The sequence below is a fragment of the Pseudomonas sp. FW305-7 genome (genome assembly GCF_058786735.1).
On the sequence record NZ_JBYSZA010000015.1, the window covers coordinates 99,342 to 124,663 of the forward strand.

Annotated in this window: 22 protein-coding genes; 6 read left to right on the plus strand and 16 right to left on the minus strand. The window is 59.1% G+C overall.

The features are described from left to right. Positions 1-80: 80 nt before the first annotated feature. The 3 genes from rpoD to rpsU all read right to left on the minus strand — a co-directional run bounded on the left by rpoD (position 81) and on the right by rpsU (position 4,661). Positions 81-1,928, minus strand: a complete 1,848-nt coding sequence (gene rpoD / locus AC3WMT_RS18490; RefSeq protein WP_103304418.1) for an RNA polymerase sigma factor RpoD — start codon at positions 1,926-1,928, stop codon at positions 81-83. Positions 1,929-1,995: 67 nt separating this feature from the next. Beyond that, a complete protein-coding gene (dnaG, locus tag AC3WMT_RS18495) occupies positions 1,996-3,960 on the minus strand; it encodes a DNA primase (RefSeq protein ID WP_103304417.1) in 1,965 nt (654 codons plus the stop codon). Positions 3,961-4,445: 485 nt separating this feature from the next. Next, a complete protein-coding gene (gene rpsU, locus AC3WMT_RS18500) occupies positions 4,446-4,661 on the minus strand; it encodes a 30S ribosomal protein S21 (protein WP_002551877.1) in 216 nt (71 codons plus the stop codon). Between the two features lie 199 nt (positions 4,662-4,860). Between rpsU and tsaD the strand changes: the two genes are divergently transcribed. After that, positions 4,861-5,886: a tRNA (adenosine(37)-N6)-threonylcarbamoyltransferase complex transferase subunit TsaD gene (gene tsaD / locus AC3WMT_RS18505; protein ID WP_103304416.1), complete on the plus strand. Its 1,026-nt coding sequence runs from the start codon at positions 4,861-4,863 to the stop codon at positions 5,884-5,886. 23 nt (positions 5,887-5,909) lie between these two features. Here tsaD and plsY read toward each other — a convergent pair whose 3' ends face one another. Then, the gene (plsY, locus tag AC3WMT_RS18510) at positions 5,910-6,479 is read right to left on the minus strand and encodes a glycerol-3-phosphate 1-O-acyltransferase PlsY (RefSeq protein WP_103304415.1); all 570 of its coding nucleotides are present in this window, start codon (positions 6,477-6,479) and stop codon (positions 5,910-5,912) included. A 74-nt stretch (positions 6,480-6,553) separates the two neighbouring features. Here plsY and folB point away from each other — a divergent pair, with 74 nt between their 5' ends. Beyond that, a complete protein-coding gene (gene folB, locus AC3WMT_RS18515) occupies positions 6,554-6,910 on the plus strand; it encodes a dihydroneopterin aldolase (protein WP_056786656.1) in 357 nt (118 codons plus the stop codon). Then, entirely contained in the window at positions 6,901-7,419 is a 519-nt protein-coding gene (gene folK / locus AC3WMT_RS18520) for a 2-amino-4-hydroxy-6-hydroxymethyldihydropteridine diphosphokinase (protein ID WP_103304414.1), read from the plus strand. The genes folB and folK overlap by 10 nt, the downstream gene beginning before the upstream one ends. An 82-nt stretch (positions 7,420-7,501) precedes the next feature. Here folK and AC3WMT_RS18525 read toward each other — a convergent pair whose 3' ends face one another. From AC3WMT_RS18525 to AC3WMT_RS18575, 11 genes are all read right to left on the minus strand, one after another. Further along, positions 7,502-8,731: a multifunctional CCA addition/repair protein gene (locus AC3WMT_RS18525; protein ID WP_103304413.1), complete on the minus strand. Its 1,230-nt coding sequence runs from the start codon at positions 8,729-8,731 to the stop codon at positions 7,502-7,504. Positions 8,732-8,794: 63 nt separating this feature from the next. Next, a complete protein-coding gene (locus AC3WMT_RS18530) occupies positions 8,795-10,357 on the minus strand; it encodes a SpoVR family protein (RefSeq protein ID WP_103304412.1) in 1,563 nt (520 codons plus the stop codon). After that, positions 10,354-11,625 carry a YeaH/YhbH family protein gene (locus AC3WMT_RS18535; RefSeq protein WP_007910114.1) on the minus strand — a complete coding sequence of 424 codons (1,272 nt, stop codon included), beginning with the start codon at positions 11,623-11,625 and terminating at the stop codon, positions 10,354-10,356. Before AC3WMT_RS18535 ends, AC3WMT_RS18530 begins: the two co-directional genes overlap by 4 nt. 121 nt (positions 11,626-11,746) lie before the next feature. Then, positions 11,747-13,669: a PrkA family serine protein kinase gene (locus tag AC3WMT_RS18540; protein ID WP_007910115.1), complete on the minus strand. Its 1,923-nt coding sequence runs from the start codon at positions 13,667-13,669 to the stop codon at positions 11,747-11,749. A gap of 298 nt (positions 13,670-13,967) precedes the next feature. After that, on the minus strand, positions 13,968-14,297 hold the full coding sequence (gene glpE / locus AC3WMT_RS18545; RefSeq protein WP_016983139.1) for a thiosulfate sulfurtransferase GlpE: 330 nt from the start codon (positions 14,295-14,297) through the stop codon (positions 13,968-13,970). Positions 14,298-14,330: 33 nt separating this feature from the next. Then, positions 14,331-15,212, minus strand: a complete 882-nt coding sequence (locus AC3WMT_RS18550) for a symmetrical bis(5'-nucleosyl)-tetraphosphatase (protein WP_103304410.1) — start codon at positions 15,210-15,212, stop codon at positions 14,331-14,333. Then, complete coding sequence (gene apaG / locus AC3WMT_RS18555) at positions 15,212-15,592, minus strand: Co2+/Mg2+ efflux protein ApaG (protein ID WP_103304409.1); 381 nt, start codon at positions 15,590-15,592, stop codon at positions 15,212-15,214. The genes AC3WMT_RS18550 and apaG overlap by 1 nt, the downstream gene beginning before the upstream one ends. 113 nt (positions 15,593-15,705) lie before the next feature. Next, positions 15,706-16,524 carry a 16S rRNA (adenine(1518)-N(6)/adenine(1519)-N(6))-dimethyltransferase RsmA gene (gene rsmA / locus AC3WMT_RS18560; RefSeq protein ID WP_103304408.1) on the minus strand — a complete coding sequence of 273 codons (819 nt, stop codon included), beginning with the start codon at positions 16,522-16,524 and terminating at the stop codon, positions 15,706-15,708. Beyond that, on the minus strand, positions 16,521-17,510 hold the full coding sequence (gene pdxA / locus AC3WMT_RS18565; RefSeq protein WP_103304407.1) for a 4-hydroxythreonine-4-phosphate dehydrogenase PdxA: 990 nt from the start codon (positions 17,508-17,510) through the stop codon (positions 16,521-16,523). Before pdxA ends, rsmA begins: the two co-directional genes overlap by 4 nt. After that, positions 17,507-18,823 carry a peptidylprolyl isomerase SurA gene (gene surA, locus AC3WMT_RS18570; protein ID WP_146041241.1) on the minus strand — a complete coding sequence of 439 codons (1,317 nt, stop codon included), beginning with the start codon at positions 18,821-18,823 and terminating at the stop codon, positions 17,507-17,509. The genes pdxA and surA overlap by 4 nt, the downstream gene beginning before the upstream one ends. Further along, positions 18,804-21,602 (minus strand): LPS-assembly protein LptD, encoded by a 2,799-nt coding sequence (locus tag AC3WMT_RS18575; RefSeq protein ID WP_103304406.1) that lies wholly within the window; start codon positions 21,600-21,602, stop codon positions 18,804-18,806. The genes surA and AC3WMT_RS18575 overlap by 20 nt, the downstream gene beginning before the upstream one ends. A gap of 130 nt (positions 21,603-21,732) precedes the next feature. On the opposite strand from AC3WMT_RS18575, the gene AC3WMT_RS18580 reads away from it, so the two are divergent. From AC3WMT_RS18580 to AC3WMT_RS18590, 3 genes are read left to right on the plus strand one after another with little or no spacing between them, the layout of a single operon-like run. Beyond that, a complete protein-coding gene (locus AC3WMT_RS18580; RefSeq protein ID WP_103304405.1) occupies positions 21,733-22,752 on the plus strand; it encodes an aminoglycoside phosphotransferase family protein in 1,020 nt (339 codons plus the stop codon). Next, positions 22,749-23,420 (plus strand): N-acetylmuramate alpha-1-phosphate uridylyltransferase MurU, encoded by a 672-nt coding sequence (murU, locus tag AC3WMT_RS18585; protein ID WP_103304404.1) that lies wholly within the window; start codon positions 22,749-22,751, stop codon positions 23,418-23,420. Before AC3WMT_RS18580 ends, murU begins: the two co-directional genes overlap by 4 nt. A 1-nt stretch (position 23,421) precedes the next feature. Further along, positions 23,422-24,189, plus strand: coding sequence for a TerB family tellurite resistance protein (locus AC3WMT_RS18590; protein ID WP_103304403.1), 768 nt, complete (start codon positions 23,422-23,424; stop codon positions 24,187-24,189). A 135-nt stretch (positions 24,190-24,324) separates the two neighbouring features. On the opposite strand, the gene AC3WMT_RS18595 is transcribed toward AC3WMT_RS18590, so the two are convergent. Beyond that, entirely contained in the window at positions 24,325-25,314 is a 990-nt protein-coding gene (locus AC3WMT_RS18595; RefSeq protein ID WP_103304402.1) for an alpha/beta hydrolase family protein, read from the minus strand. Positions 25,315-25,322: the final 8 nt, after the last annotated feature.

Sequence of the window (25,322 nt, forward strand, 5' to 3'; positions counted from 1 at the left end):
GGTATGCGGGGGAGGGGCGTTGCGAGGAATTTAATCTGCCATATAAACAAAACCCCCGGCCTGGGCCGGGGGTTCTGGTATCACTCGTCGAGGAAGGAGCGCAGATGCTCGCTTCGCGTCGGGTGGCGCAGCTTGCGCAGCGCCTTGGCTTCGATCTGACGGATCCGCTCACGCGTTACGTCAAACTGTTTGCCCACTTCTTCGAGCGTATGGTCGGTGTTCATGTCGATACCGAAACGCATGCGCAGTACTTTGGCTTCACGGGCAGTAAGGCCGGACAGCACTTCGCGAGTCGCTTCTTTCAGGCTCTCAACAGTGGCGACATCGATTGGCGACTGCATGGTCGAGTCTTCGATGAAGTCACCCAGATGGGAGTCTTCGTCATCACCGATCGGGGTTTCCATGGAGATCGGCTCTTTAGCGATCTTCAATACCTTGCGGATCTTGTCCTCAGGCATTTCCATGCGTTCGCCCAGCTCTTCCGGGGTCGGTTCGCGACCCATTTCCTGCAACATCTGCCGGGAAATACGGTTGAGCTTGTTGATCGTCTCGATCATGTGCACCGGAATACGGATGGTGCGGGCCTGGTCGGCGATCGAGCGAGTGATCGCCTGACGGATCCACCAGGTGGCATAAGTCGAGAACTTGTAACCACGACGGTATTCGAACTTGTCCACCGCTTTCATCAGGCCGATGTTGCCTTCCTGGATCAGATCGAGGAACTGCAGGCCGCGGTTGGTGTACTTCTTGGCGATCGAGATCACCAGACGCAAGTTGGCTTCAACCATCTCTTTCTTCGCGCGGCGGGCCTTGGCCTCACCGATCGACATGCGACGGTTGATGTCCTTGATTTCTGCGATGGTCAGACCGGTCTCGGTCTCCAGCGCAGTCAGTTTCTGCTGGCAACGAATGATGTCCGGCTGAACACGACCGATGGCCTCGGCGTACTTGCTCTTGCCTTTGGCCAGGGCGTCGGACCAGCTTTCGTCGACTTCGTTACCCGGGAACTGACGCAGGAAATCGGCGCGTGGCATACGTGCATCACGTACGCACAGTTGCATGATCGCGCGCTCTTGCTGACGCAGGCGATCCAGGGCGCTGCGAACACGCTCGACCAGGGCTTCGAATTGCTTCGGCACCAGTTTGATCGGCATGAACAGCTCGGCCAGGGCCAGCAACTCGGCAATCGCCGCCTTGTTGTGACGACCGTGCTTTTTCAGGGCCTTGCGAGTGATTTCCATCTGATCGGACACAGCGCCGAAACGCTGGGCAGCGATGACCGGATCCGGACCGCTTTCAGCTTCTTCTTCGTCATCGGAAGATTCGGCTTCATCGTCGTCGGTATCGTCGTCGGCCTTCGCCGCTTTCGCGTCGATCGGCGGCGGCACTTCCGCTGCAGGCGGCGCAATGCCGTCGTCCGGGTCGATATAACCGCTCAGGACGTCGGACAGGCGACCACCTTCGGTGGTGACGCGAGTGTACTCGGAGAGAATATGGTCAACCGTGCCAGGGAAGTGCGCGATTGCGCTCATCACTTCACGGATGCCTTCTTCGATACGCTTGGCGATTTCAATTTCGCCTTCACGAGTCAGAAGCTCGACCGTACCCATTTCACGCATGTACATGCGCACCGGGTCAGTAGTGCGACCGATATCGGTCTCCACCGCTGCCAACGCGGCGGCTGCTTCTTCCGCAGCGGCCTCGTCGGTATCGGCGTCGGCCAACATAAGGGCGTCCGCATCCGGAGCACTCTCGTGTACGGGGATCCCCATGTCGTTAATCATGCGGATGATGTCTTCCACCTGCTCCGGATCTGAAATATCCTCGGGCAGGTGGTCGTTGACCTCGGCGTAAGTCAGATACTTCTGCTCACGACCCAGTTTGATCAACTCAATAATACGAGACTGCTGTTGCGCTTTTCCGGACATAACACCCTATCCACTGAAGGTCTTGGCGGGCAAAAAACAAGCCGAGGATTATACCTGAGCTATGACCTCACGCGCCAGTTGAGGTCGGGTTTGATGCGGAAACATTGCGACTTAAAAGGTCGCGCAGTTGATTTTTCTCTTCCAGGCTCAGTTCGCTTTGACGCGCTTTCCTGAGCAGTTGTTCCAGATTTCGCTCGCGTTGGCGGGCTGACAAGCTAGTAATGGTGTCGAAAAACTGTTGTTCAAGGTTATCTCCGTCAATCAGCCATTCCTTTTCTGCCAGTGCCTTGAGCAATCGACCCTGTTCAGTGCCGTGCCATCGCGCGATCAACTGAAATGAGTTTAGCTTGGGATTCTTCTGTACGGCTTCGAGCAACGCCACAAGCAACTGGGCGTTGGTCTGATTTTCGTCCGCAATGTGCCCGGCATCTTCGACGCGCTCGGCCAGTTGCGGGTGATGAAGCAGTGTGCGCAGGGCGGTCAGGGTCGGCGATTCGACGCCAATCGGCGTGCGCGGGCGCTGCTGGTCCCGATCGCCGCCACGCTTGCCATTCTTGTCCCAGGGTTTCTTGTCCCATTTCTTGCCGCCGGCGCCGGGTTTCTTCGGCGTCCATTCCTGCTGCGGCACATACATGTCCTGTGCCTGCGGCTGATGGTAGTCGCTGTAATCCGGCATTGCGTCGTAATCGATGCCCGGATCGTAAGCGGGCGGCGCTTCCTGCGGCGCACTTTGCGCGAGCTGACTGACGGTTTCGCTGCTCAGGCCGGTGATTTCGGTCAGGCGCTGGCGCATCAGGATACGCAGGTTGGCGCCCGGCACTTTGTCGATCAATGGCGCCGCGAGGGTGGCCATATGGGCCTTGCCTTCGAGCGAGCGCGGGTCGGCTTCTTCCGTCAGTTGCTGGAAAAAGTAATCTGCCAGTGGCTGGGCGTGCTGATTGATCCGTGCCTTGAACGCGTCAGTGCCTTCGGCGCGCACCAGAGTGTCCGGGTCTTCGCCTTCCGGCAGAAACAGGAAGCGCGCACGGCGTCCGTCCTGCAGGCACGGAAGTGTCGCTTCCAGTGCGCGCCACGCAGCATTGCGGCCGGCCTGGTCGCCGTCGAAACAGAACAATACGTTCGGTACGACTCGGAACAGGCGCTTCATATGTTCTTCGCTGGTCGCGGTGCCCAGTGTTGCGACGGCATTCTTCAGGCCTTGCTGGGCGAGGGCGATGACGTCCATATAACCTTCGACGACGATGATTTCATCGAGGTTGCGGTTGTTCTTGCGCGCTTCATAAAGGCCGTAGAGTTCCTGGCCTTTATGGAATACCGGGGTTTCCGGTGAGTTCAGGTATTTCGGTTTGTCGTCGCCGAGGACGCGACCGCCGAAAGCGATGATGCGCCCCCGGGTATCGCGGATCGGGAACATCACGCGATCGCGGAAGCGGTCGTAGCGTTTGCCGGTTTCGGCGTTTTCGATCAGCAGGCCGGCATCGATCATGGCTTTTTGCTGAAGCGTGTCGCTGCTCAAGTGTTTGAACAGGTTGTCCCAGCCCGGCGGAGCAAAGCCGAGGCCGAAATCCCGGGCGATCTCGCCGGTCAGGCCGCGGCCCTTGAGATAGTCCACCGCAGCTTTGCGCGATGGGTGGCTCTTGAGTGCCTGCCGATAAAAGTCGGCAGCGGCGGTCAGCAGCGGGTACAGCGGCGAATCGGTCGGCTGGCGCGGTTTGTGCGGACGGCCGCTTTCTTCGCGGGGAATTTCCATGCCAGCGGCTTTCGCCAGATCCTCGACTGCCTGGGGGAAATCCAGATTGTCGTGATCCATGAGGAAGCCGAGGGCGTTGCCGCCAGCGCCGCAGCCGAAACAGTAGTAGAACTGTTTGTCCGGGCTGACGCTGAAAGACGGGGTTTTTTCTTTGTGAAACGGGCAACAGGCGGTGTAGTTCTTGCCGGCCTTCTTCAATTGCACGCGCGAGCTGACCACATCGACGATGTCGGTGCGGTTCAGCAGGTCGTCAATGAAGCTCTGGGGAATCAGCCCGGCCATGGCGTTCTCGTCGTCTGCGCTGTAATGGGTCCGATACGAAAGGCTGTCGGACGCGGGTCGTTACTGTAGGCGCGCAAAATATGCGGCTCGACCGGTGTCGTCTGCGTTATCGCTGTCGGGAAGTGTATCTGCCGAAAATCCACTGACGTTAGTACCGATCAGTCTTCGACTATTTGAAAGTGTTTCGCTGAATCCGCTGACGGCCGATAAAGGGCCTCGGATAGCTCAATAAAGCGGGCACGCATGCAGGTGCCTTGGGCTGATCGTCGTAAGAGGAATCAGTGGGTGTGCTCGTCAGTAGCCTTGAAAGGCTCGTCAGAAAAGACGTGCACCGCTGGCAAAAGAGCCAGGTCTGACGCGTGAAGCAGGTTTGTCTCGGTCGCGTGTGCGGCTTCGACGGTGAAGCATCAAGCGTTTTACGCAAATGCCATTAGCCCGGCTGAGGGCCGGGCTTAGGCAAGAAGCTTGCTACGAACGTCTGTGTATTAGTACAGACGAACGGCGCGGCGCTGTTCGCGCTGAACTTTCTTGGCGTGACGCTTAACAGCGGCTGCTGCTTTGCGCTTACGCTCAGAAGTTGGCTTCTCGTAAAATTCGCGGCTACGAACTTCAGCCAGTACACCGGCTTTTTCGCAGGAGCGCTTGAAACGACGCAGAGCTACGTCGAAGGGTTCGTTCTCTTTAACTTTGACGGCTGGCATCCAGAGCTACCTTCATTCATTACCGGGGTCAACATCCTCGCGGCAAAAGAGCACTTGAAGACGTCGGTTTTTAAGGGTTGCGGATGTTAACCCCTCATCGCTCGGAATGCAAAGCCTCTGATCGAAAACCGCTGGTCGGGGCATCACGCGGCGACTATTATGCGCGCCTTCGAATTCAGCCTAAACAAGGCGCAAACCCATGCTAGTACTGGGATTAGAAACCTCCTGCGACGAAACCGGCGTCGCATTATATGACAGTGAACGCGGTCTGCTGGCCGATGCATTGTTCAGCCAGATCGACCTGCATCGCGTGTATGGCGGTGTGGTGCCTGAGCTGGCCTCGCGTGACCACGTCAAGCGCATGCTGCCCTTGATTCGTCAGGTGTTGGCCGAGGCTGACTGTGTGCCGACCGAGATCGATGCGATCGCTTATACCGCGGGTCCTGGCCTGGTTGGCGCGCTGCTGGTCGGCGCCTCCTGCGCTCAAGCGTTGGCGTTCGCCTGGGGCATTCCGGCGTTGGGCGTGCATCACATGGAAGGCCATTTGCTCGCGCCGATGCTGGAGCCAAAACCGCCTGAATTCCCGTTCGTCGCTTTGTTGGTCTCCGGCGGTCATACGCAGCTGGTTCAGGTCGATGGTATCGGTCAATACAGCCTGCTTGGCGAGACGCTCGACGATGCCGCCGGCGAAGCGTTCGACAAGACCGCAAAGATGATGGGCCTCAATTATCCGGGCGGACCGGAAATCGCCAAGTTGGCGGAGAAGGGCGTCGCAGGACGTTTCACCTTCCCGCGTCCGATGTGTGATCGCCCGGGGCTGGATTTCAGCTTCAGCGGCTTGAAAACCTTCGCCCTCAACACCTGGCAGCAATGCGTCAGCGTCGGGGACGACGGCGAGCAAGCCCGTTGCGACATCGCGCTGGCGTTCCAGCAGGCCGTGGTGGAGACTTTGACAATCAAGTGCAAGCGCGCCCTGAAACAGGCGGGCATGAAGCGTCTGGTGATCGCTGGCGGCGTCAGTGCCAACAAGGCGTTGCGCATTTCGCTGGAGAAAATGCTTGGTGACATGAAAGGCGATGTGTTTTACGCCCGTCCCGAGTTTTGCACCGACAACGGCGCGATGATCGCGTTTGCCGGTTGCCAGCGTTTGCAGGCCGGTCAGCAGGAAAGTCTGGCGATCAGCGTGCAGGCGCGCTGGCCGATGGAGCAGTTGTCGGCGTTGTGATGAGCGGCGTTCATGAACGGTATTTAAAAATGCCGTTCGCGCCCGGCAAACAGGTCGCGTAGATTGCCGCGGTGGCGCCAGACGATCAGCAGTGTGAGTGCGCTCATCGGCAGCAACGCTTCCGGTTCCTGCCAAGCGAGCAACGGCAGGGTCAGCGGCGTGGCGATCAGCGCCGCCAGCGAGCTGGTGCGGGTCAGATAGAACGTCAGCAGCCAGGCGCATACGGCCAGCAGCGCGGCGGGCGGATACAGGCCCAGCAGCATGCCGGCGGCAGTGGCAACGCCCTTGCCGCCACGAAAACGGAAGTACAGCGGGAACAGGTGACCGATCACGGCGCACACGCCGATCCATGCCTGATCCTGCAACGAAAGGCCCGCAGCCGCTGCGATCAGCACCGGCAGCAAGCCTTTGCACAGATCACCCAGCAAGGTCAGGATCGCGAGTTTGCGACCGGCCAGGCGCAGCATGTTGGTGGCGCCGGCATTACCCGAGCCACTCATTCGCGGATCCGGGTTTCCGGTCAGGCGGCTGAGCAAAATGGCGAAGGACAGCGAGCCGAGCAGGTAGGCGAGGATCGCCAGTAACCAAAACATGCTAACTATTCCGGGCGAGGACGCCCTGATTCTAACGGCGCATTGCGCCCTTGTCGTGCAGCGGAGAAAAGTGCTTGGACAGAGTGTTTATCGAGGGCCTGGAAGTTGACACCGTGATCGGTGCCTACGACTGGGAGCGCGGCATCCGACAGTGCCTGCGTCTTGATCTGAGCTTCGCTTGGGACAATCGCCCGGCCGCCGCCGGTGACGACCTCACCCTGGCGCTCGACTACGCCAGCGTTTCCACACGCATTCAGGCATTTGCCGAGCAGGCGCAATTCCAGTTGGTCGAGACGTTTGCCGAGCGCCTGGTTGAAGTGCTGATGACGGAATTCAAGATTACCTGGGTCCGCCTGAAGCTGACCAAGCCCGGCGCTGTGCCGGCCGCCAAGGGTGGTGTGGGTGTGGAGATCGAGCGCGGATGTCGCTGACTCAGGTGTATCTTGGGCTCGGTAGCAATATCGAGCGCGAAACCCATTTGCGCGCCGGGCTCGACGCGTTGGCGACTTTCCTCGTGGATATCCGCTGTTCGGCCGTGTTCGAGAGTCAACCGGTGGGCATCAAGAGCGGGCCATTCTTCAACTTCGTGGTGTCGGCGTATACCGATTTGCCGTTGATGGAGCTGGACCGGCGCTTGAAGTTCATCGAGGCGGACAATGGGCGCTATGCGCCGGAGCGCAAGGGGTTGCCGCTGGATATCGACGTGCTGCTGTATGGCGATCTGGTGGGTAACTTCGACGGTCTGGTTCTGCCGCGGGCAGAAATCCTGAAAAACGCTTTTGTGCTGTGGCCGCTGTCGCTGATTGCGCCGGATTGCGTGCATCCGGGCGTGGGAAAAAGCTTCGCGACGTTGTGGGCCGAGGCGCAGATTGATCAGGTGTTGGCGCCGGTCGCCTTTGAATGGCGCGGCGAACAACTGACCCCTTCGGATTTGCGTTGATCTGACGGACGCTTTCGCGAGCAGGCTCGCTCCCACAGGAGATCCTGTTCCAATGTGGGAGCGAGCCTGCTCGCGAAGCATTTCAGGAGGTGTAAGCCTCTTTGTAAGCCTTCAACGCCTTGAGCCGTTCGCGCTTGAGCGCTTCGCCCAGCTCCGGGCCTTTAAGTCCCTTCTCCAGCAACGGCTGCACCGCCACGCCCCGCGCCTCATTGGCCGCGCCGCGCAGATAATCCGCCTGTGGATAACTGCGCTGTTCCAGCCCCTTGCGTCCGCGCGCATCCATCTCGCAAGCGATGATGAATTCCTCAAAGCGCTGCGGCCGGCGATACACATCAAAACTCTGCAGTAACTCCAGCAGCGTCGAAGCCTTCAACTCCAGAGCGCGATGTCCATGGGTATGGTACTGGCCGACCAGTAGCGCCAATTCCTGACAGTCCTTCGGTGCCTTGAAGCGCTCATTGACCGCTTTGATCAGCTTCAACCCCGTGTGTTCGTGGGCGATGTGTCGCGGCCACTCTTCTTTTGGCGTAAGCCCTTTGCCGAGGTCGTGCAGCAAGCAGGCCCAGCGTACGGTCAGTGGTTGTTTGTGCAGCGCCGATTGCTCCAGCACGCTCAGGGTGTGGATGCCGCTGTCGATTTCCGGGTGATGGATTTCCGGTTGCGGCACGCCAAACAAGGCATCGACTTCCGGCATCAGCACTTTCAGTGCTCCGCATTGACGCAAAACCTCAATGAATACCTGCGGCTGATCTTCCATCAGTGCCCGGGAGATTTCCTTCCAGCTACGTTCGGCAGTCAGCGCTTGCAGTTCGCCGGATTCGCTGAGCTGACGCATCAGCTCCAGGGTCTCGGGCGCGACGGTGAAGCCCAGTTCGGCATAGCGTGCGGCGAAGCGAGCAACGCGCAAGACACGCAAGGGATCTTCGGCGAACGCCGGGGAAACGTGGCGAAGAATTCGATCTTCAAGGTCGCGCTGGCCGTGATACGGATCGGTCAGGTTCTGCTGATCGTCCTCGGCCATGGCGTTGATGGTCAGGTCGCGGCGGATCAGGTCTTCTTCAAGCGTTACTTCGGGGCTGGCGTGAAAGGTGAAACCGCCGTACCCACTACCGCTCTTGCGTTCGGTGCGGGCGAGGGCATATTCCTCGCCGCTTTTTGGGTGAAGAAACACCGGGAAATCCGCGCCGACCGGGCGATAGCCTTGCGCGAGCATTTCCTCGGTGCTGGCGCCGACAACGACCCAGTCGATATCGGTGACCGGTTTGCCCAGCAGGCGATCGCGTACTGCACCGCCGACCTTATAAATCTGCATAAAAAACCTCCGTTAGCCCGACAGGATAACTCTTGCGTCGGACTTTCGGAGGCCAGAACCGGATCAAAGATGAATGACGGCCAGGTCGAGCCGACCGTAATCCCCTTCGCTGTGTTCACTGCGTGGCGGAACGTGATGGGTCTTCATGATCTGGTCACCCTGCAGGGTTTCCAGATGAATATCGAAGCCCCACAGGCGATGCAGGTGTTTGAGCACTTCGTCGGTGGAGTCGCCCAACGGTTTGCGGTCATGTTGCTGATGGCGCAAGGTCAGGGAGCGATCACCCCGTCGATCAATGCTGTAGATCTGCACGTTCGGCTCACGATTGCCGAGGTTGTATTGCGCTGCCAGGGTTTCGCGGATGATCCGGTAACCGGTTTCGTCGTGGATTGCCGGTACCAGCAGATCGTCCTTCTGGTCGTCATCGAGGATGCTGAACAGTTTCAGGTCGCGGATTACCTTGGGTGACAGGTACTGCAGGATGAAGCTCTCGTCCTTGAAGCTGCTCATGGCGAACTTGATGGTCGACAGCCAGTCGGTTCCGGCAATGTCCGGGAACCAGTGACGGTCTTCCTCAGTGGGTTCTTCACACATGCGCCTGATGTCCCGGTACATGGCGAAGCCCAAGGCGTAAGGGTTGATGCCGCTGTAGTAGGGGCTGTCAAAACCTGGCTGGAACACCACGCTGGTGTGCGACGTCAGGAACTCCATCATGAAACCGTCGGTGACCAGGCCTTCGTCATACAGATCGTTCATCAGCGTGTAGTGCCAGAACGTTGCCCAGCCTTCGTTCATCACCTGAGTCTGGCGTTGTGGATAGAAATACTGGGCGATCTTGCGCACGATACGCACAATCTCGCGTTGCCACGGTTCCAGCAACGGCGCGTGTTTCTCGATGAAGTACAGGATGTTTTCCTGCGGTTCTGCGGGGAAGCGCGCGTTGTCCTTGTCGCTGTATTTGTCCGCACCTTTGGGAATCGTGCGCCACAGATCGTTGATCTGCTTCTGCATGTGTTCTTCGCGATCCTTCTGACGTCGCCGTTCTTCCTCGGCGGAAATCGGATAGGGGCGCTTGTAGCGGTCGACGCCGTAGTTCATCAAGGCGTGGCAGGAGTCGAGCAGGTCTTCCACCGCGTCGATGCCGTGGCGTTCCTCGCATTGCATGATGTATTGCTTGGCGAACACCAGGTAATCGATGATCGAGCTGGCGTCGGTCCAGGTGCGGAACAGGTAATTGCCCTTGAAGAAGCTGTTGTGGCCGTAGCACGCGTGCGCCACCACCAGCGCCTGCATGCAGATGGTGTTTTCTTCCATCAGATAGGCGATGCACGGATCGGAGTTGATCACGATCTCGTAGGCCAGCCCCATCTGCCCGCGACTGTAGGATTTTTCGGTGCTGAGGAAGTGTTTGCCATAGGACCAGTGGTGGTAACCCAGCGGCATGCCCACCGAGGCGTACGCATCCATCATCTGCTCGGCGGTGATCACTTCGATCTGGTTGGGATAAGTATCCAGCGCATAACCGGCCGCGATACGGGCGATTTCGCGGTCGTAGGTCTGGATCAGCTCGAATGTCCATTCGGAGCCGGTGGAAATGGGTTGGCGCTTCTGCTCTTTGGCGGTCATGTCACTAACCTGCGCTGGAAGAGTTCACGGAAGACCGGATAGATATCCCCGGCCGAGACCAGTTGCTGCTGGGCAAACGTGTCGGAAAAGGCTTCGGCGATGCGCTCGTATTCGTACCAGAGGGCCTGGTGTTCGCGCGGGGTGATCTCCACATAAGTGTAGTACTGCACAAACGGCATGATCTGGTTGATCAGTATGTCGCGGCAGATCGGCGAGTCGTCGTTCCAGTTGTCGCCGTCGGAAGCCTGTGCCGCGTAGATGTTCCATTCATTGCTCGGATAACGCTCGGCCATGATCTCCTGCATCAGCTTCAGCGCACTGGAAACGATGGTGCCGCCGGTTTCCCGCGAATAGAAAAACTCTTCTTCATCGACTTCCCGGGCACTGGTGTGGTGGCGGATGAACACCACGTCGATCTTGTCGTAGTTCCGCTTGAGGAACAGATACAACAGGATGAAAAAGCGTTTGGCGATGTCCTTGGTCGCCTGGGTCATGGAGCCGGAGACGTCCATCAGGCAGAACATCACCGCTTTCGAGCTGGGGTTAGGTTGTTTGATCAGCAGGTTGTATTTCAAGTCGAAGGTATCGAGAAACGGCACACGGTGGATGCGCGCGCTGAGTTTTTCGATTTCGGCTTCGAGTTCCTGAATATCGCCGAAGTTGTCCGGCTCTTCGCGTCTCAGGCGCTCCAGTTCTTCTTTGACTTCGCGCAGTTTCGCCCGACTGCTGCCGGACAGGGCAATGCGGCGTGCATGCGCCGAACGCAGGGTGCGGATGATGTTGATCCGTGACGGATTGCCTTCGTTGCTGATCCCGGCGCGTACGGTTTTGAACGTGTCAGTGCCGCTGAGGTTGCGTTTGACCAGGTTGGGCAGTTCGAGGTCTTCGAACATGAATTCGAGGAATTCTTCCTGGGTGATCTGGAAGACGAATTCGTCCATGCCTTCGCCGGAATTGCCGGCCTTGCCCGGTCCGCGCCCGCCGCCACCACCCGGTGGCCGGGCGATGTGTTCGCCGGCCGTGAATTCTTTGTTACCAGGATGAACCACGGTCTGCTTGCCGCCACGGCCGTGGTGAAGCACCGGTTCGTCGATGTCGCGACCGGGAATACTGATTTGCTCGCCGTGTTCCATATCGGTAATGGAGCGCCGGCTGACCGCCTCTTCGACAGCCTTTTTGATGTGGTCACGGTAACGCCGCAGGAAGCGCTGACGGTTCACCGTGCTCTTGTTCTTGCCATTGAGACGTCGGTCGATCACATAACTCATAGGAGGCCCTCCGGGCAGCTTCAAGTTGTGAGCTTCAAGCTGCAAGTAAAAGCAGGTTCCCGGGCATCAGTGGGTTACGCGCTTTGTTCTTGCAGCTTGTAGCTAGAAGCTTGCAGCTGCTTCACTGCGACTTCCGTACCCGTAGGTACCATTCGGAAAGAAGCCGTACCTGTTTGTCGGTGTAGCCGCGTTCGACCATTCGTGTAACGAAGTCGTTGTGTTTCTGCTGATCCTCTTTGCTGGCCTTGGCGTTGAAGCTGATGACTGGCAGCAGATCCTCGGTGTTCGAGAACATTTTCTTCTCGATGACCACCCGCAGTTTTTCGTAGCTGAGCCAGGTCGGGTTCTTGCCGTTGTTGTTGGCCCGGGCGCGCAGGACGAAGTTGACGATTTCGTTGCGGAAATCCTTCGGATTGCTGATGCCGGCCGGTTTTTCGATTTTTTCCAGTTCCTCGTTGAGGGCCACGCGGTTGAGGATTTCGCCGGTTTCCGGATCACGGTATTCCTGATCCTGAATCCAGAAGTCCGCATACAGCACGTAGCGGTCGAAGATATTCTGGCCGTACTCGCTGTAAGACTCGAGGTACGCGGTCTGAATTTCCTTGCCGATAAATTCGATATAACGCGGAGCCAGGTATTCCTTCAGGTAGCGCAGGTAACGCTCACGGGTTTCAGCCTGGAACTGTTCCTGTTCGATCTGCTGTTCCAGCACATAGAGCAGGTGTACCGGGTTGGCGGCGATTTCGTGCGGATCGAAGTTGAACACCTTGGACAGGATCTTGAACGCAAACCGGGTCGACAGACCGTTCATGCCTTCATCCACGCCTGCAGAGTCGCGGTATTCCTGAATCGATTTGGCTTTCGGATCGGTGTCCTTGAGGTTTTCGCCGTCGTAGACGCGCATCTTCGAATAGATGTTGGAGTTTTCCGGCTCCTTGAGGCGTGACAGCACGGTGAACTGCGCGAGCATCTTCAGGGTATCGGGTGCGCAATGGGCCTTGGCCAGAGAGCTGTTGAACAACAGTTTGTCGTAGATCTTCACTTCGTCGCTGACCCGCAGGCAGTACGGCACTTTGACGATGTAAATCCGGTCGATGAACGCTTCGTTGTTCTTGTTATTACGGAAGGTGTGCCACTCCGATTCGTTGGAGTGGGCGAGCAGGATCCCGGTAAACGGAATCGCGCCGAGACCTTCGGTGCTGTTGTAGTTGCCTTCCTGGGTCGCAGTCAGCAATGGGTGCAGCACCTTGATCGGTGCCTTGAACATTTCGACGAATTCCATCAGGCCCTGGTTGGCCCGGCACAGCGCACCGGAGTAGCTGTAGGCGTCGGCGTCGTTCTGTGGGTATTCCTCGAGTTTGCGGATGTCGACTTTACCAACCAGGGCAGAGATGTCCTGGTTGTTCTCGTCACCCGGTTCGGTCTTGGCCACGGCGATCTGATTGAGGATCGACGGGTAGAGTTTGACCACGCGGAACTGACTGATGTCGCCGCCGAATTCGGCCAGACGTTTGGTCGCCCACGGCGACATGATGGTGTTCAGGTAGCGCCGTGGGATGCCGAAGTCTTCTTCGAGGATCGCGCCATCTTCGGTGGCGTTGAACAGACCCAGGGGGGATTCGAATACTGGCGAGCCCTTGATCGCATAGAACGGCACTTTTTCGATCAGTTGCTTGAGCTTCTCGGCCAAGGACGATTTACCGCCACCAACAGGGCCGAGCAGATAAAGGATCTGTTTCTTCTCTTCCAGGCCTTGGGCGGCGTGGCGGAAATACGAGACGATCTGGTCGATGCATTCTTCCATCCCGTGGAAGTCTTCAAAGGCCGGATAGCGACGGATCACCTTGTTGGAGAAGATGCGTGACAGCCTCGAGTTGGTCGAGGTGTCGAGCAGTTCCGGTTCGCCGATGGCCAGCAATAGACGCTCGGCGGCGGAAACGTAGGCGCTTCGGTCTTTCTTGCACAGCTCCAGGTACTCTTGCAGCGAGAGTTCTTCCTGGCGTGTGGACTCGAAGCGTTGTTGGAAGTGGCTAAAGATACTCATGACGTCACCTCGCTCGATACGTGGAGCCGACGCCGGATCACTCAGTCGATGCTGGCAAACAACCGTTGTGGCAGCTGTTTGTTTACCCCCCAGAACACTTTCACGACCGACAATCGTGAAAGTCACTCCCGATGACCCGTGCGCCGGTGTACCGGCTCTCCCCTGTTTTGGATGGCCTGGGCTTAAGGATAGTTGGGAATTCGGGAGGTAAAGGCGAGATACGTAATTAGTTGTGGCAGACCGTTCGTCTGCCCGGCGCAGGCCCACGGCAGCCGGGGCCTGCGCGTGACAAAAAAAATTATTCGGCGGTGCCTTGGGCAGTTTCTGCAGGATAGGTCGTACGCCACAGCTCAAAGCCGCCGTCCATGCTGTAGACGTCGGAAAAGCCCTGACTGATCAGGTACGCCGCAGCGCCTTGGCTGGAATTGCCGTGGTAGCAGACGACAACGGTCGGTGCATCGAGATCGGCGCCTTGGATGAAGGCGTGCAGTGAGTGGTTGTCCAGATGCTTCGAGCCGCTGATATGCAGGGCAGCGAAAGTCGCCGGGTCGCGCACGTCGACCACGACAGCACCTTGCTCACGCAGGGCCTGAGCCTGCTCCGGGGGGATTCGTTTGAATTCGCTCATGGCGGGTTCCTGTTGCTCGGCTGAATGCGCAGTCTAGCGCGGTGCGCTGACTGGCGAAGTTTCGGGGATAAGTGGTGCGACGGTCGGGGCGAGGCCGCCATGTTCATCGCATTTGCACGACAGGCGTTCGCCGCTGTCGACGTTCATCAGGGTCAGGCTGCCGCCCCAGACACAACCGGTGTCCAGCGCCGAGATGCCTGGCTCATGGATATTGCCTTCCAGCGCCGCCCAGTGACCAAAAATGATTCGCAGCCCTTTGGTCTTGCGTTCCTTGTGCTGGAACCACGGTTTGTAGCCTGGTGGTGCGCTGTCGAGGCCTTCCTTGCTCTTGAGGTCGAGCTTGCCCTCGGCGGTGCAGAAACGCATGCGGGTGAAATAGTTGGTGATGACGCGCAGGCGGGTCACACCTTTGAGGTCGTTGTCCCATTTCGCCGGATCGTTGCCGTACATGCCGTCGAGGTAAGCAGGAAACAGGTTGTCGTCGCGCAGGGCGGTTTCGACTTCGTCGGCGCACTTCAAGGCGCGGCGCAGCGACCACTGCGGTGGAATGCCGGCGTGGACCATGGCGACGTCGCGCTGCTCGTCGTAGTGCATCAACTTTTGTTGTCGCACCCACTCAAGCAGTTCGGCGCAGTCTGGCGCCTCGAGGATCTCGCGCAGCGTGTCCGACTTCTTCAAACGTTCGATATTCTTTGCTGCCGCCAGCAGATGCAGGTCGTGATTACCGAGGACGCAGACCAGCGAATCGCGCATGGCATAGAGAAAACGCAGGGTTTCCAACGACTGCGGGCCACGGTTGACCAGATCGCCCACCAGCCAGAGCCGATCGAGTTTCGGGTCGAAAGCGACTTGCTTGAGCAGGCACTTGAGCGGTTCGAGGCAGCCTTGCAGGTCGCCGACGGCATACGTCGCCATCAGTGCAGGGCTCCGGGGACGGCGAGGCGGAAGGGCTTGATGATTGCGTCGAAATGTTTGCCATCACTGGCGACCATTTCGTAAGTACCTTGCATGGTGCCGACCCTGGTGGTCATGACCGTGCCGCTGCTGTAAGTGTGGCTTTTGCCTGATTCGATCAGCGGTTGCTGGCCGACGACACCCGCGCCGCGTACCTCTTCGACATGGCCGTCACCGTCGGTGATCACCCAGTGGCGCGACATCAGGCGTGCGGGTTGCTCGCCATTGTTCTGCACGGTGATGGTGTAGGCGAAGGCGAAGCGGTCGTGTTCGGGTTGCGATTGGTCTGCCAGATAGTGGGTAACGACGCTGACATCGACCTGATAACGAGGATCGGACATGCAAAGGGCCTTAAACAAAGCGGAACGCGAGGCGTAGCTGATGGGGAATCAGTCTAGGCAAGTATCGGGCAGTAAACCAGAGTGGCGTCCTGCCCGATAGCGTTCATCGCCGGTCAGTCGGCGGCGGGGGCTGGCGGGACTTGTTCGCTGAGCTTGTCGGCCAGGCGCACGAACGCGGCCAGGTCGAGTTGCTCCGGACGCAAACTGCCATCGACGCCGGCCGCTTCGATCTCGGCAGCGGTCATCAATTGCTTGAGCGTGTTGCGCAAGGTCTTGCGGCGCTGGTTGAAGGCTTCGCGCACAACGCGCTCCAGCAGGCGATGATCCTTGGCCGGGTGAGGCAGTACCGCGTGTGGCACCAGACGGACGATGGCCGAATCAACTTTCGGCGGCGGGTTGAACGCGCCCGGGCCGACGTTGAACAGGTGCTCTACGCGGCAGTGGTACTGAACCATGATCGACAGGCGACCCCAGTCGCCACCGCCAGGGCCTGCTGCCAGGCGCTCGACCACTTCTTTCTGCAACATGAAGTGCATGTCGCGAATGATGCCGGCGTTGTTCAGCAGGTGAAAAATCAGCGGTGTAGAGATGTTGTACGGCAGGTTGCCGACGACGCGCAGACTGTTCGGCGCGGCGTTGAGCGTGTTGAAGTCGAACTTCAGCGCATCGCCCTGATGCAGGTTGAAGTTGCTCTTGCCAGCGAACTGCTGATTGAGGATCGGGATCAGATCCTTGTCCAGCTCCACCACGTCCAGTTGCGCACCTGAGTTGAGCAGGCCGGCGGTCAGTGCGCCCTGGCCCGGGCCGATTTCCAGCAGGCGGTCTTCGGACTTGGCACTGATGGAACGCAGGATGCGGTCGATGACGCCGGCATCGTGCAGGAAGTTCTGGCCAAAGCGTTTGCGCGCCTTGTGTTGGTATTGCTCGGTCATAAACGGGTCTCGGCCATCTGGTAGGCGGTTTCCAGGGCGACTTGCAGGCTGCCGGTGTCGATTTTGCCGCTGCCGGCCAGATCCAGGGCGGTGCCATGGTCGACCGATGTGCGGATGATCGGCAAGCCCAGGGTCACGTTGACGGCAGCGCCGAAGCCTTTGTACTTAAGCACAGGCAAACCCTGGTCGTGGTACATCGCCAGCACTGCATCGCAGTGCTCCAGATATTTGGGGGTAAACAGAGTGTCGGCGGGCAGCGGGCCACGAAGGTCCATGCCCTCGCCACGCAGGCGCTCTAATGTCGGTTCGATGATGTCGATTTCTTCATGGCCCAGGTGTCCGCCTTCACCGGCGTGCGGGTTGAGCCCGCAAACGAGGATGCGTGGCTGGGCGATGCCGAATTTGTTTTGCAGGTCGCTGTGCAGAATCCGCGTGACCCGCTCCAGCCGCTCCGGCGTGATCGCATCGGCGATGTCGCGCAGGGGCAGGTGAGTGGTGACCAGTGCCACACGCAAACCGCGGGTAGCGAGCATCATCACCACCTGGGCGGTATGGGTCAGGTCAGCGAGAAATTCCGTGTGTCCAGAGAAGGCGATACCCGACTCGTTGATCACGCCTTTGTGCACGGGTGCAGTGATCATCCCGGCGAAATCGCCGCTGAGGCAGCCGTTGCCGGCGCGGGTCAGGGTTTCGAGGACGAAGGCCGCATTGGCCTTGTCCAGTTGCCCGGCCACCACTGGGGCGCTGAGCGGAGTGTCCCAGACATACAGGCTGTTGGCGGGCGCCGGGGCGTCCGGCCAGTGATCCGGGCCGACATCCTGCAAGTTGACGGCCAGCCCCAGCTGCGCGGCCCGCTCAAGGAGCAGGTCGCGGCTGGTGATGGCAATCAGGGGATGTGGCTGGGCTTGCGAGGCGAGCAGCAGGCACAGGTCGGGACCGATGCCGGCTGGTTCGCCGGGTGTCAGCGCGAAACGCTTGGGTTTCACTGCGCTGCCTGGTCTGCACCAGGGAGTTTGATCTCTACGTACGCTTCGTCACGGATCTGACGCAGCCAGGTTTGCAGCTCTTCGTCGTATTTGCGGTTACGCAGTACGGTCATGGCTTGCTGCTCGCGGGCTTGTTCGGTGCTGTCGGTGGCGCGACGGCCAAGGACTTCCAGAACATGCCAGCCGTATTGGGTCTGGAACGGCTTGGACAGTTGACCTTGTGGGGTCTTGGCCATCACTTCGCGGAACTCCGGCACCAGTACGTTCGGGTCGATCCAGTTCAGGTCGCCACCGTTGAGGGCGGAACCCGGGTCTTCAGAGTAGCTCTTCGCCAGAGTGGCGAAGTCTTCACCTGCCAGGATTCGCTCATACAGCGATTGAACCAGGGCTTTGGTCTTGGCTTCGTCGCGGATCGGGCTTGGCTTGACCAGGATGTGGCGCACATGCACCTCGTCACGGGTCTGGGCTTCGCCGCCGCGCTTGGCCAGCAACTTGAGGATGATGAAACCACCTGGCGTACGTGCCGGCTGAGTTACATCGCCAACGGCCATGCTGCTCAGCTCGCGATCGAACGGAGGTGGCAGTTGAGCGGCTTTACGCCAGCCCATGTCGCCACCTTCCAGTGCGTTGTCGCTGGCGGATTTGGCCACTGCCAACTGACCGAAGTCGGCGCCTTGCTTGAGCTGCTGGTAAACCTCCATGGCCTGACGCGCGGCACTCTGAATGGCTTCGGAGTTGGCGCTTTCCGGGGTCGGAATCAGGATGTTGGCCAGGTGCAGCTCTTCGGACAGTTGCATCTTGCCCAGGTCGGAGGCGAGGAAGTTCTTCACTTCCTGCTCGGAGACCTGAATGCGTTCTGCCACGCGGCGCTGACGGACACGGCTGATGACCATCTCGCGCTTGATCTGGTCACGAGCGTCGTCATAAGACAGGCCGTCGCGTGCCAGGGCGGCGCGGAACTGGTCAACAGTCATGTTGTTGCGCTGGGCGATGGTGCCGACAGCCTGGTTCAGTTCTTCATCGGTGATGCGGATGCCGGAACGTTCGCCGATCTGCAGTTGCAGGTTTTCGACGATCAGGCGCTCAAGCACCTGTTGATCCAGTACACCTGGAGGTGGCAAGCCACCTCCACGCTTGGCGATGGTCTGCTGAACTTCGTGGACGCGCTGGTCCAGTTGGCTCTGCATGACCACGTCGTTGTCGACGATCGCTACCACTTTATCGATGGACTGTACGGCGGCGTTGGCCGCCGTACCCAGGAACAGCGCGCCCAGCATCAGCGGGCGCAGACAATCAGAAAGCTTGGTCTTCACGTTCACGATAACCTTGAATGCCTTTGTCGAGGAAGCTCTCTACCTTGGCGCCAGTGAGGCCACCGAGTCCCTTCAGAACAATTTGGAGGAAGACGCCATGGTCGCCTTTTTCGTTTTGCGGAGCTTCCTGACTGAACTCGTCATAGGAAATCCAGTAACGGTTGATCAGGCGCAGTTTCCAGCAGCAGTTGTCGTACTCGAAACCACCGAAGGCTTCCAGGGTACGGTTACGGTTGTAGTCGTACTGCCAGCGGCTGATCGCGTTCCACTGTGGAACGATCGGCCAGATGACCGAGAAGTCATGCTGCTGGATCTTGTAGTAGTCCTTCACGTAGCCAGGCGTGCCCGGGGTGCCGTAGTCACCACCACCCACAGTCCATTTACCCGTGGATTGATCGTAACGAACCTGGTCATTGCGATAGCGATAGCCGGCGTTGATGACCTTGTTCGGGTTGTCTTCAGGCTGGTAGTGGAACATCGCACTGCCGGAACGCGGGCTGCGGCTGTCCGGATCCCAGTTGTAGTCGGCAGTGGTGCGCCAGTCGCGGTTCCAGCGGTATTCATATTCCAGTGCGTATGGCGAAACGTTGGATTTCGCGTCATCACGGGTTTTTGCATCGATGCCCGGCAGTTGGACTTCACGATCCTTGAAGTACAGCGCCTGACCGACGCTGATGCGTTGACGTTCGAAACCGTTGTCTTCGATCCAGCGGCTGGTTACACCCAGCGACAGTTTGTTCTCGTCACCGACGCGGTCGGAACCGGAGAAGCGGTTGTCACGGAACAGCGACGAGTAGTTGAAGGTGGATTCGCTGGTGTCGAAGACGGGAATGTCTTCCTGATCTTTCTCCGGTACATAGAGGTAGAAAAGGCGAGGCTCCAGAGTCTGGCGGTAGTTTTTGCCAAAGTACGAAGTGTTGCGGTCGAAGTACAAGCCACTGTCGACGCTGGCAATTGGTACGCCTCGGTTTTGGTTGCGGCTGTAATCTTCGCCAGCCAGCAATGTGCTTTTGCCTTTCTGGTCAAGATCAAGATTGTATTGAGTGTATTGATACTTGAGCGATGGCTTCAGGAAACCATAAGTCCAGTTCATTGGCAGGCTCACGCCTGGTTTCAGGTTCAAACGGTCGCCGTTGGCACGAGCGAGACCTGCAATGTTGTTGTCTAAGCGCCGAGTGCCGACGGTGCCGTCAATGTTGATCGGTCCACCATCTTTATCTATGTAGTTACCCGTCAGCAGATCCCGGTCGAAACGAACCAACTCGGTTTCGTAGTCGAAATTCAAGCCTTCCGGATGTACTGGCAGCTGACCATTGAAGGTGATCTGCGGCAGGCGGTCATATGGCGTGATGTTCGATACGGTCGCCAGTTGGTAAGCCTGGGCATTCAGCCGCGCTGTATAGCTGTCGCCACGATAGGTAACCGATCCCTGCTGGTTCACGTAGTCGCTGGATTTCACACCAATCTGATCGGTCTGCAGATCCTGGAAGTAATAAGGATCACTGATCTTGGTGTAGTCGACCTGGGTGAGAACACGGGAGTCAAGGCCGCCCTTGTGTTGCCAGTTGTACATGTAGCGGGTCTGTTTGGAATCAGTCTGCTTGTCGCGATCATGGTCCTCGTCATTGAGGTACGCAGCACCGAACTGACCTTCACTTGACTTGGTCAGATAACGGAACTCGCCTTCCACCAACATGCCACGCTTGCTCATGTAACGCGGGTACAACGTGGCGTCGTAGTTAGGCGCCAGGTTGAAGTAGTACGGGGTAACCAGCATGAAGCCGGTGTCGGTGCCGCTGCCGATGGTCGGCGGCAGGAAGCCCGACTGGCGACGATCATCGATCGGGAAGTAGATGTATGGCGTGTACAGGATCGGAATGTCTTTTACACGCAACGTCACGTTGGTCGCGGTACCGAAGCCGGTGGCCGGGTTCAGGGTGATGTTATTACCCTTGAGCTGCCAGGCGTTGCTGTTCGGTTCGCACGTGGTGTACGTGCCGTCCTTGAGACGAATGATCGCGTTTTCGGCACGCTTGGCGTACAGCGCGTTACCGCGGATGCGCGATTTGTGCATCACGTATTCGGCGTTGTCGACCTTGGCTTCACCAGTGTCGAGCTGCACATCGGCGTGGTCGCCGACGATCAGCGCGCCGTTGTCGCGGATGCGCACATCGCCGTTGAGTTCGGCGCGGCTCTCGGCCTGATACAGGCTCGCCTCATCGGACTCGACCTGCATGCTGCCCTGACGCAGGACAACATCACCGGCCAGGGTGCCAACTTGATCATCGGTGTTATAGCGCGAAGCTTTTGCGCCGATAAAGGTCGGTGCATCGCTTTTATTCGTCTTGTCATTCATGCCAGGACGAGTCGGCTCGATGTAAGCACCAGAGCAATACGGACCGGTTTCAGCCAATTGGGCAGCGGTGAGTTTCTCGCGCGGAACCCAGTCGAGGTGACTGAAGTCTTCGCTACGGGATTTCAGTCCGCGGCCCTTGGCTTCGGTCACCAGCGCTGGTTTGGCGCCAGTGTCGGAAGTCGAACCGTTCTGTGCCGGGGCTTCGCCGGTGGCGCTGACGGCACTGCCGTCATGCACTGGACGCGGAGGCAATGCAGCCGCCGGCGTCTTGGGCGAACAGTCCCAGGCACCCGTAGCCGAGACAGAGCAGTCATACTGCTCGGCGGCGACAACGAATTGACTGGCCAGAGGTTGCATAGCCAGCAGACTGCCGGTTACCAACAACGGAAATTTTTTACGAAACGCGGGGGATTTCAATGCCATCTTATTAGTCCGGGCTTCCTGCGTGCCATCTGCCCGCGGTGTGGGCCGCACGCCTCTCGATGGTCTGAAAAAGATGCTGGATAATAAAGCATGACCCGCTTGACGGCTAGCGCCGTCGGAGACCCTTGCAATGCCTGACCAAGATGTACGCTTGCAACACCTGAAAGTTTGGCTCGATGAGCAGTTGGCAATCCTGTTTGCAGATCAGGGCTGGGGCGCCGTGCCCCCGGCCACGTTGACCGCGGCCAGTAGCGACGCGAGTTTCCGCCGTTACTTCCGCTGGGAAGGCGCGGGTCGCAGCTTCGTCGTGATGGATGCGCCGCCACCCCAGGAAAACTGCAAACCGTTCGTGGATATCGCCTTTTTGCTGGCGAAATCCGGAATTAATGTGCCGAAAATTTATGCCGAAGACCTCGAACGCGGCTTTCTTTTGCTCAATGACCTGGGCAACAAGACCTATCTCGACGTGATCGATGGCGAAAATGCCGACGCATTGTTCAGCGATGCCCTGAAAGCCCTGCTGGCTTTTCAGCAGTTGCCGATGGTCGCGCCCCTGCCGAGTTACGACGTCGCATTGCTGCGCCGTGAGCTGGAACTGTTCCCTGAGTGGTACGTGAAGCGTGAACTGGGCGTCGAATTCAATTCGACTCAGCAACAACAGTGGCAGCAGATCAGCGACCTGTTGATCGACAGCGCCCTGGCCCAGCCGAAAGTGCTGGTGCACCGCGATTACATGCCGCGCAACCTGATGCTCAGCGAGCCAAACCCTGGCGTGCTGGATTTTCAGGATGCGGTCTATGGCCCGGTGACCTACGACGTAACCTGCCTGTTCAAGGACGCTTTCCTCAGCTGGCCTGAAGAGCGCGTGCGTGGCTGGCTGGAAAATTACTGGCAGCAAGCCTCGGCACTGAACATCCCGGTGCAGCCGGATTTCGAAGACTTTCTGCGTGCCAGCGACCTGATGGGCGTGCAGCGTCATTTGAAAGTCATCGGCATCTTCGCGCGTATCTGCCACCGCGATGGCAAGCCGCGTTACCTGGCCGATGTGCCGCGTTTCTTCTCTTATATAGAAGCGGTGATTGCCCGTCGTCCTGAACTGGCCGAATTGCAAACGCTGTTCACCAGCCTCCGGGGTGGAGCAACAGCATGAAGGCAATGATTCTGGCGGCAGGCAAAGGCGAGCGCATGCGCCCGCTGACCCTGACCACCCCGAAACCGCTGGTACGTGCCGGCGGCGTGCCCCTGATCGAATATCACCTGCGCGCCCTCGCGGCCGCCGGTTTCAATGAGATCGTGATCAACCACGCCTGGCTCGGTCAGCAGATCGAGGATTATCTGGGCGACGGTTCGCAATTCGGCGTGAGCATTCAGTACTCGCCGGAAGGCGAGCCGCTGGAAACCGGTGGCGGGATTTTCCGTGCGCTGCCGTTGCTCGGCGACGATGCGTTCTTGGTGGTCAACGGTGATATCTGGACCGATTACGACTTCAGCGTGCTGCATCAGCCGATCAATGGTCTGGCGCATCTGGTGCTGGCGGACAACCCTGCGCATCACCCGAGCGGTGATTTCACCCTGACCGACGGGAAGGTGCACGACGGCCATCCGGACGCGCAGACCCTGACCTACAGCGGTATTGCCGTGCTGCATCCGCAATTATTCGATGGCTGCACGGACGGTGCCTTCAAACTGGCGCCGCTGCTACGTAAAGCCATGGCAGACGGCGAAGTGACAGGCGAGCGGCTGAAAGGTCACTGGGTGGATGTCGGTACGCATGAGCGTCTGGCCGAAGCTGAAACCTTGATAGAAGCGAGTCGCTGATATGTTGTGGCCAGGGACTCTGATTGGAGCCGGAGCGGGTTTTGCGATCGCCAGCATTCCGGGGGCCATGCTTGGGGCGTTGTTGGGACAGGCGCTGGATCGGCGCCTGCACTTGCAGAGCTGGGGGCATTTACGCGAGAAACTCGGCGGCCGGCCGATGCTGCGCAACGACGAATTATTGTTCGTGTTGCTCGGGCGTCTGGCCAAGAGCGACGGGCGGGTCACGGACGGGCATATCCAGCAGGCGCGGAACGAGATGCGCGCGCTGGAGATGAGTGAACCGGCAACGCGTCGGGCGATCGCGGCGTTCAACCGGGGCAAGTCCGGTGGCGATCGTCTGCGCGGTTATCTGCGCCGCCTGAGTGCGCAGCCACACGCGGCCGAAGGTGTGTTGCGCGCCTGCTGGCGGATGGTCTGGGCCGATGGCCGGGCGGGCGTCAGTGAGCGGGAATTGTTGGCGCAGTGGGGTAAATGGCTGGGCTGGACGACGCATCAGGTGCAAGCACTGGCCAGTGATTACGAGCCCGGCAAGCGGCCCATCGTCAGTGCGGCGGTGAGCTATCAGGAGGCGATGCGCCTGTTGGGTGTGTCGGCATCCAGCGAGCCGGCGCAGATCAAGCGTGCCTATCGGCGTCTGCTCAGTCGTCATCATCCGGACAAGATTGCCGGCAGTGGTGCGACGCCAGCGCAGGTGCGCGACGCGACCGAGAAAACCCGCGAGCTGCACAACGCCTATACATTGATTCGTGAGCGGCGGGATTTTCGCTAGTCGTTAGATGTGTATCGTTTGAAGTGGCCTCATCGCGAGCAGGCTCACTCCTACAGTTGATCGGGTTCCTTCAATTGGAGCGTAATCACCTGTAGGAGTGAGCCTGCTCGCGATGGATGCGACTCGGTCTATCGATCAGTCGGTGTTCTGCGGATTCAACCAGCCACGCACGCGGCGGAACAGCTGCTCCTGCTCAGCGTTGTTATCCGGCAGTGCCTTGAGCGCCACCTGGCTGAATGCCGACGTCTTCAAACGCTTGCTCGCCTGCATGCGCTCCAGCGCGGCATTGCGATCCAGCGGTTTGTCCATGTAGAAAATATCCGCCGTCGGCAGCTTCAGCGTCGGCGTCAGTTCCGCCAGTGCCGGCTTGGCCTTGAGCGGTGTCTGCGCGTCGACCATGACAAATTTTTCCACCTGCGCCGTTTGCCGTTCGCTCAAGTAGCGTGCGGCCCAATACGCGCCGGTTCCGTGACCGAGCACGACAATGCGCCGCGCACTTTGCTGTTCGGCGTAGGCAATGGCAGCGTCGATTCGCGTGAAGATGCGTTCGGCATCGGCTTTGGATTGTTCTTCGGTCGTCTCGGCAACCACTTGGTCAGCCACTTCAGCCTCCCCGCCCGCCGCTTGCTCGATCGGTTGCGCGGTGGTGGAATCCTTGCTGCCCGACTCAGGTGCTTTCGGGGCCGCAGCCGCCTGGATCACACGCGGCGCGATGACGTCGGCTTGCAGGTCGGGCAGGGTGATGCTCAGGCTGCTCCATTCAACGTCCGGCAACTTGCGCCGCAACGGGCCGATTGCCTGAGGCCAGTCAGCGGTTTCGCCCGTACCGGGGATGATAATTACCGCGCCTTTGGGCTCGGCGGTATTGGCCGGTTTCCACAAGGCGAGGAAGGTGTCGCTGGCGGCCTGCAACTGTTGCTGTTCCTGCGCCGGGACTTTGCGTTGCAGTGCGGCGGCTTCTTCCTGACTACGCTCAAGCAATGGCTGGCGTTCGGCCGGTTTTTCTTCAGCGGACTTTTCCGCAGCGGCGGCCGGGGCCGGATCGGCCGCGTTGACGGAAAACGCACAAGGCAGGATCAGCGACAGGCACAATGCTGGCATTGCCAGGCGGTAGACAGAGGGCATCGGTTATT

Excerpts from the sequence above, each read along its gene's own strand:
- AC3WMT_RS18525 (WP_103304413.1), bottom strand. The coding sequence starts at position 8,731 with ATGCAGATTTATAAGGTCGGCGGTGCAGTACGCGATCGCCTGCTGGGC.
- murU (WP_103304404.1), top strand. The coding sequence starts at position 22,749 with ATGAAGGCAATGATTCTGGCGGCAGGCAAAGGCGAGCGCATGCGCCCG.
- rpsU (WP_002551877.1), bottom strand. The coding sequence starts at position 4,661 with ATGCCAGCCGTCAAAGTTAAAGAGAACGAACCCTTCGACGTAGCTCTG.
- AC3WMT_RS18575 (WP_103304406.1), bottom strand. The coding sequence starts at position 21,602 with ATGGCATTGAAATCCCCCGCGTTTCGTAAAAAATTTCCGTTGTTGGTA.
- AC3WMT_RS18595 (WP_103304402.1), bottom strand. The coding sequence starts at position 25,314 with ATGCCCTCTGTCTACCGCCTGGCAATGCCAGCATTGTGCCTGTCGCTG.
- rsmA (WP_103304408.1), bottom strand. The coding sequence starts at position 16,524 with ATGACCGAGCAATACCAACACAAGGCGCGCAAACGCTTTGGCCAGAAC.
- AC3WMT_RS18535 (WP_007910114.1), bottom strand. The coding sequence starts at position 11,625 with ATGAGTTATGTGATCGACCGACGTCTCAATGGCAAGAACAAGAGCACG.
- tsaD (WP_103304416.1), top strand. The coding sequence starts at position 4,861 with ATGCTAGTACTGGGATTAGAAACCTCCTGCGACGAAACCGGCGTCGCA.
- AC3WMT_RS18580 (WP_103304405.1), top strand. The coding sequence starts at position 21,733 with ATGCCTGACCAAGATGTACGCTTGCAACACCTGAAAGTTTGGCTCGAT.
- glpE (WP_016983139.1), bottom strand. The coding sequence starts at position 14,297 with ATGAGCGAATTCAAACGAATCCCCCCGGAGCAGGCTCAGGCCCTGCGT.
- plsY (WP_103304415.1), bottom strand. The coding sequence starts at position 6,479 with ATGTTTTGGTTACTGGCGATCCTCGCCTACCTGCTCGGCTCGCTGTCC.
- AC3WMT_RS18530 (WP_103304412.1), bottom strand. The coding sequence starts at position 10,357 with ATGACCGCCAAAGAGCAGAAGCGCCAACCCATTTCCACCGGCTCCGAA.
- folK (WP_103304414.1), top strand. The coding sequence starts at position 6,901 with ATGTCGCTGACTCAGGTGTATCTTGGGCTCGGTAGCAATATCGAGCGC.
- AC3WMT_RS18540 (WP_007910115.1), bottom strand. The coding sequence starts at position 13,669 with ATGAGTATCTTTAGCCACTTCCAACAACGCTTCGAGTCCACACGCCAG.
- rpoD (WP_103304418.1), bottom strand. The coding sequence starts at position 1,928 with ATGTCCGGAAAAGCGCAACAGCAGTCTCGTATTATTGAGTTGATCAAA.
- AC3WMT_RS18550 (WP_103304410.1), bottom strand. The coding sequence starts at position 15,212 with ATGGCGACGTATGCCGTCGGCGACCTGCAAGGCTGCCTCGAACCGCTC.
- AC3WMT_RS18590 (WP_103304403.1), top strand. The coding sequence starts at position 23,422 with ATGTTGTGGCCAGGGACTCTGATTGGAGCCGGAGCGGGTTTTGCGATC.
- apaG (WP_103304409.1), bottom strand. The coding sequence starts at position 15,592 with ATGTCCGATCCTCGTTATCAGGTCGATGTCAGCGTCGTTACCCACTAT.
- dnaG (WP_103304417.1), bottom strand. The coding sequence starts at position 3,960 with ATGGCCGGGCTGATTCCCCAGAGCTTCATTGACGACCTGCTGAACCGC.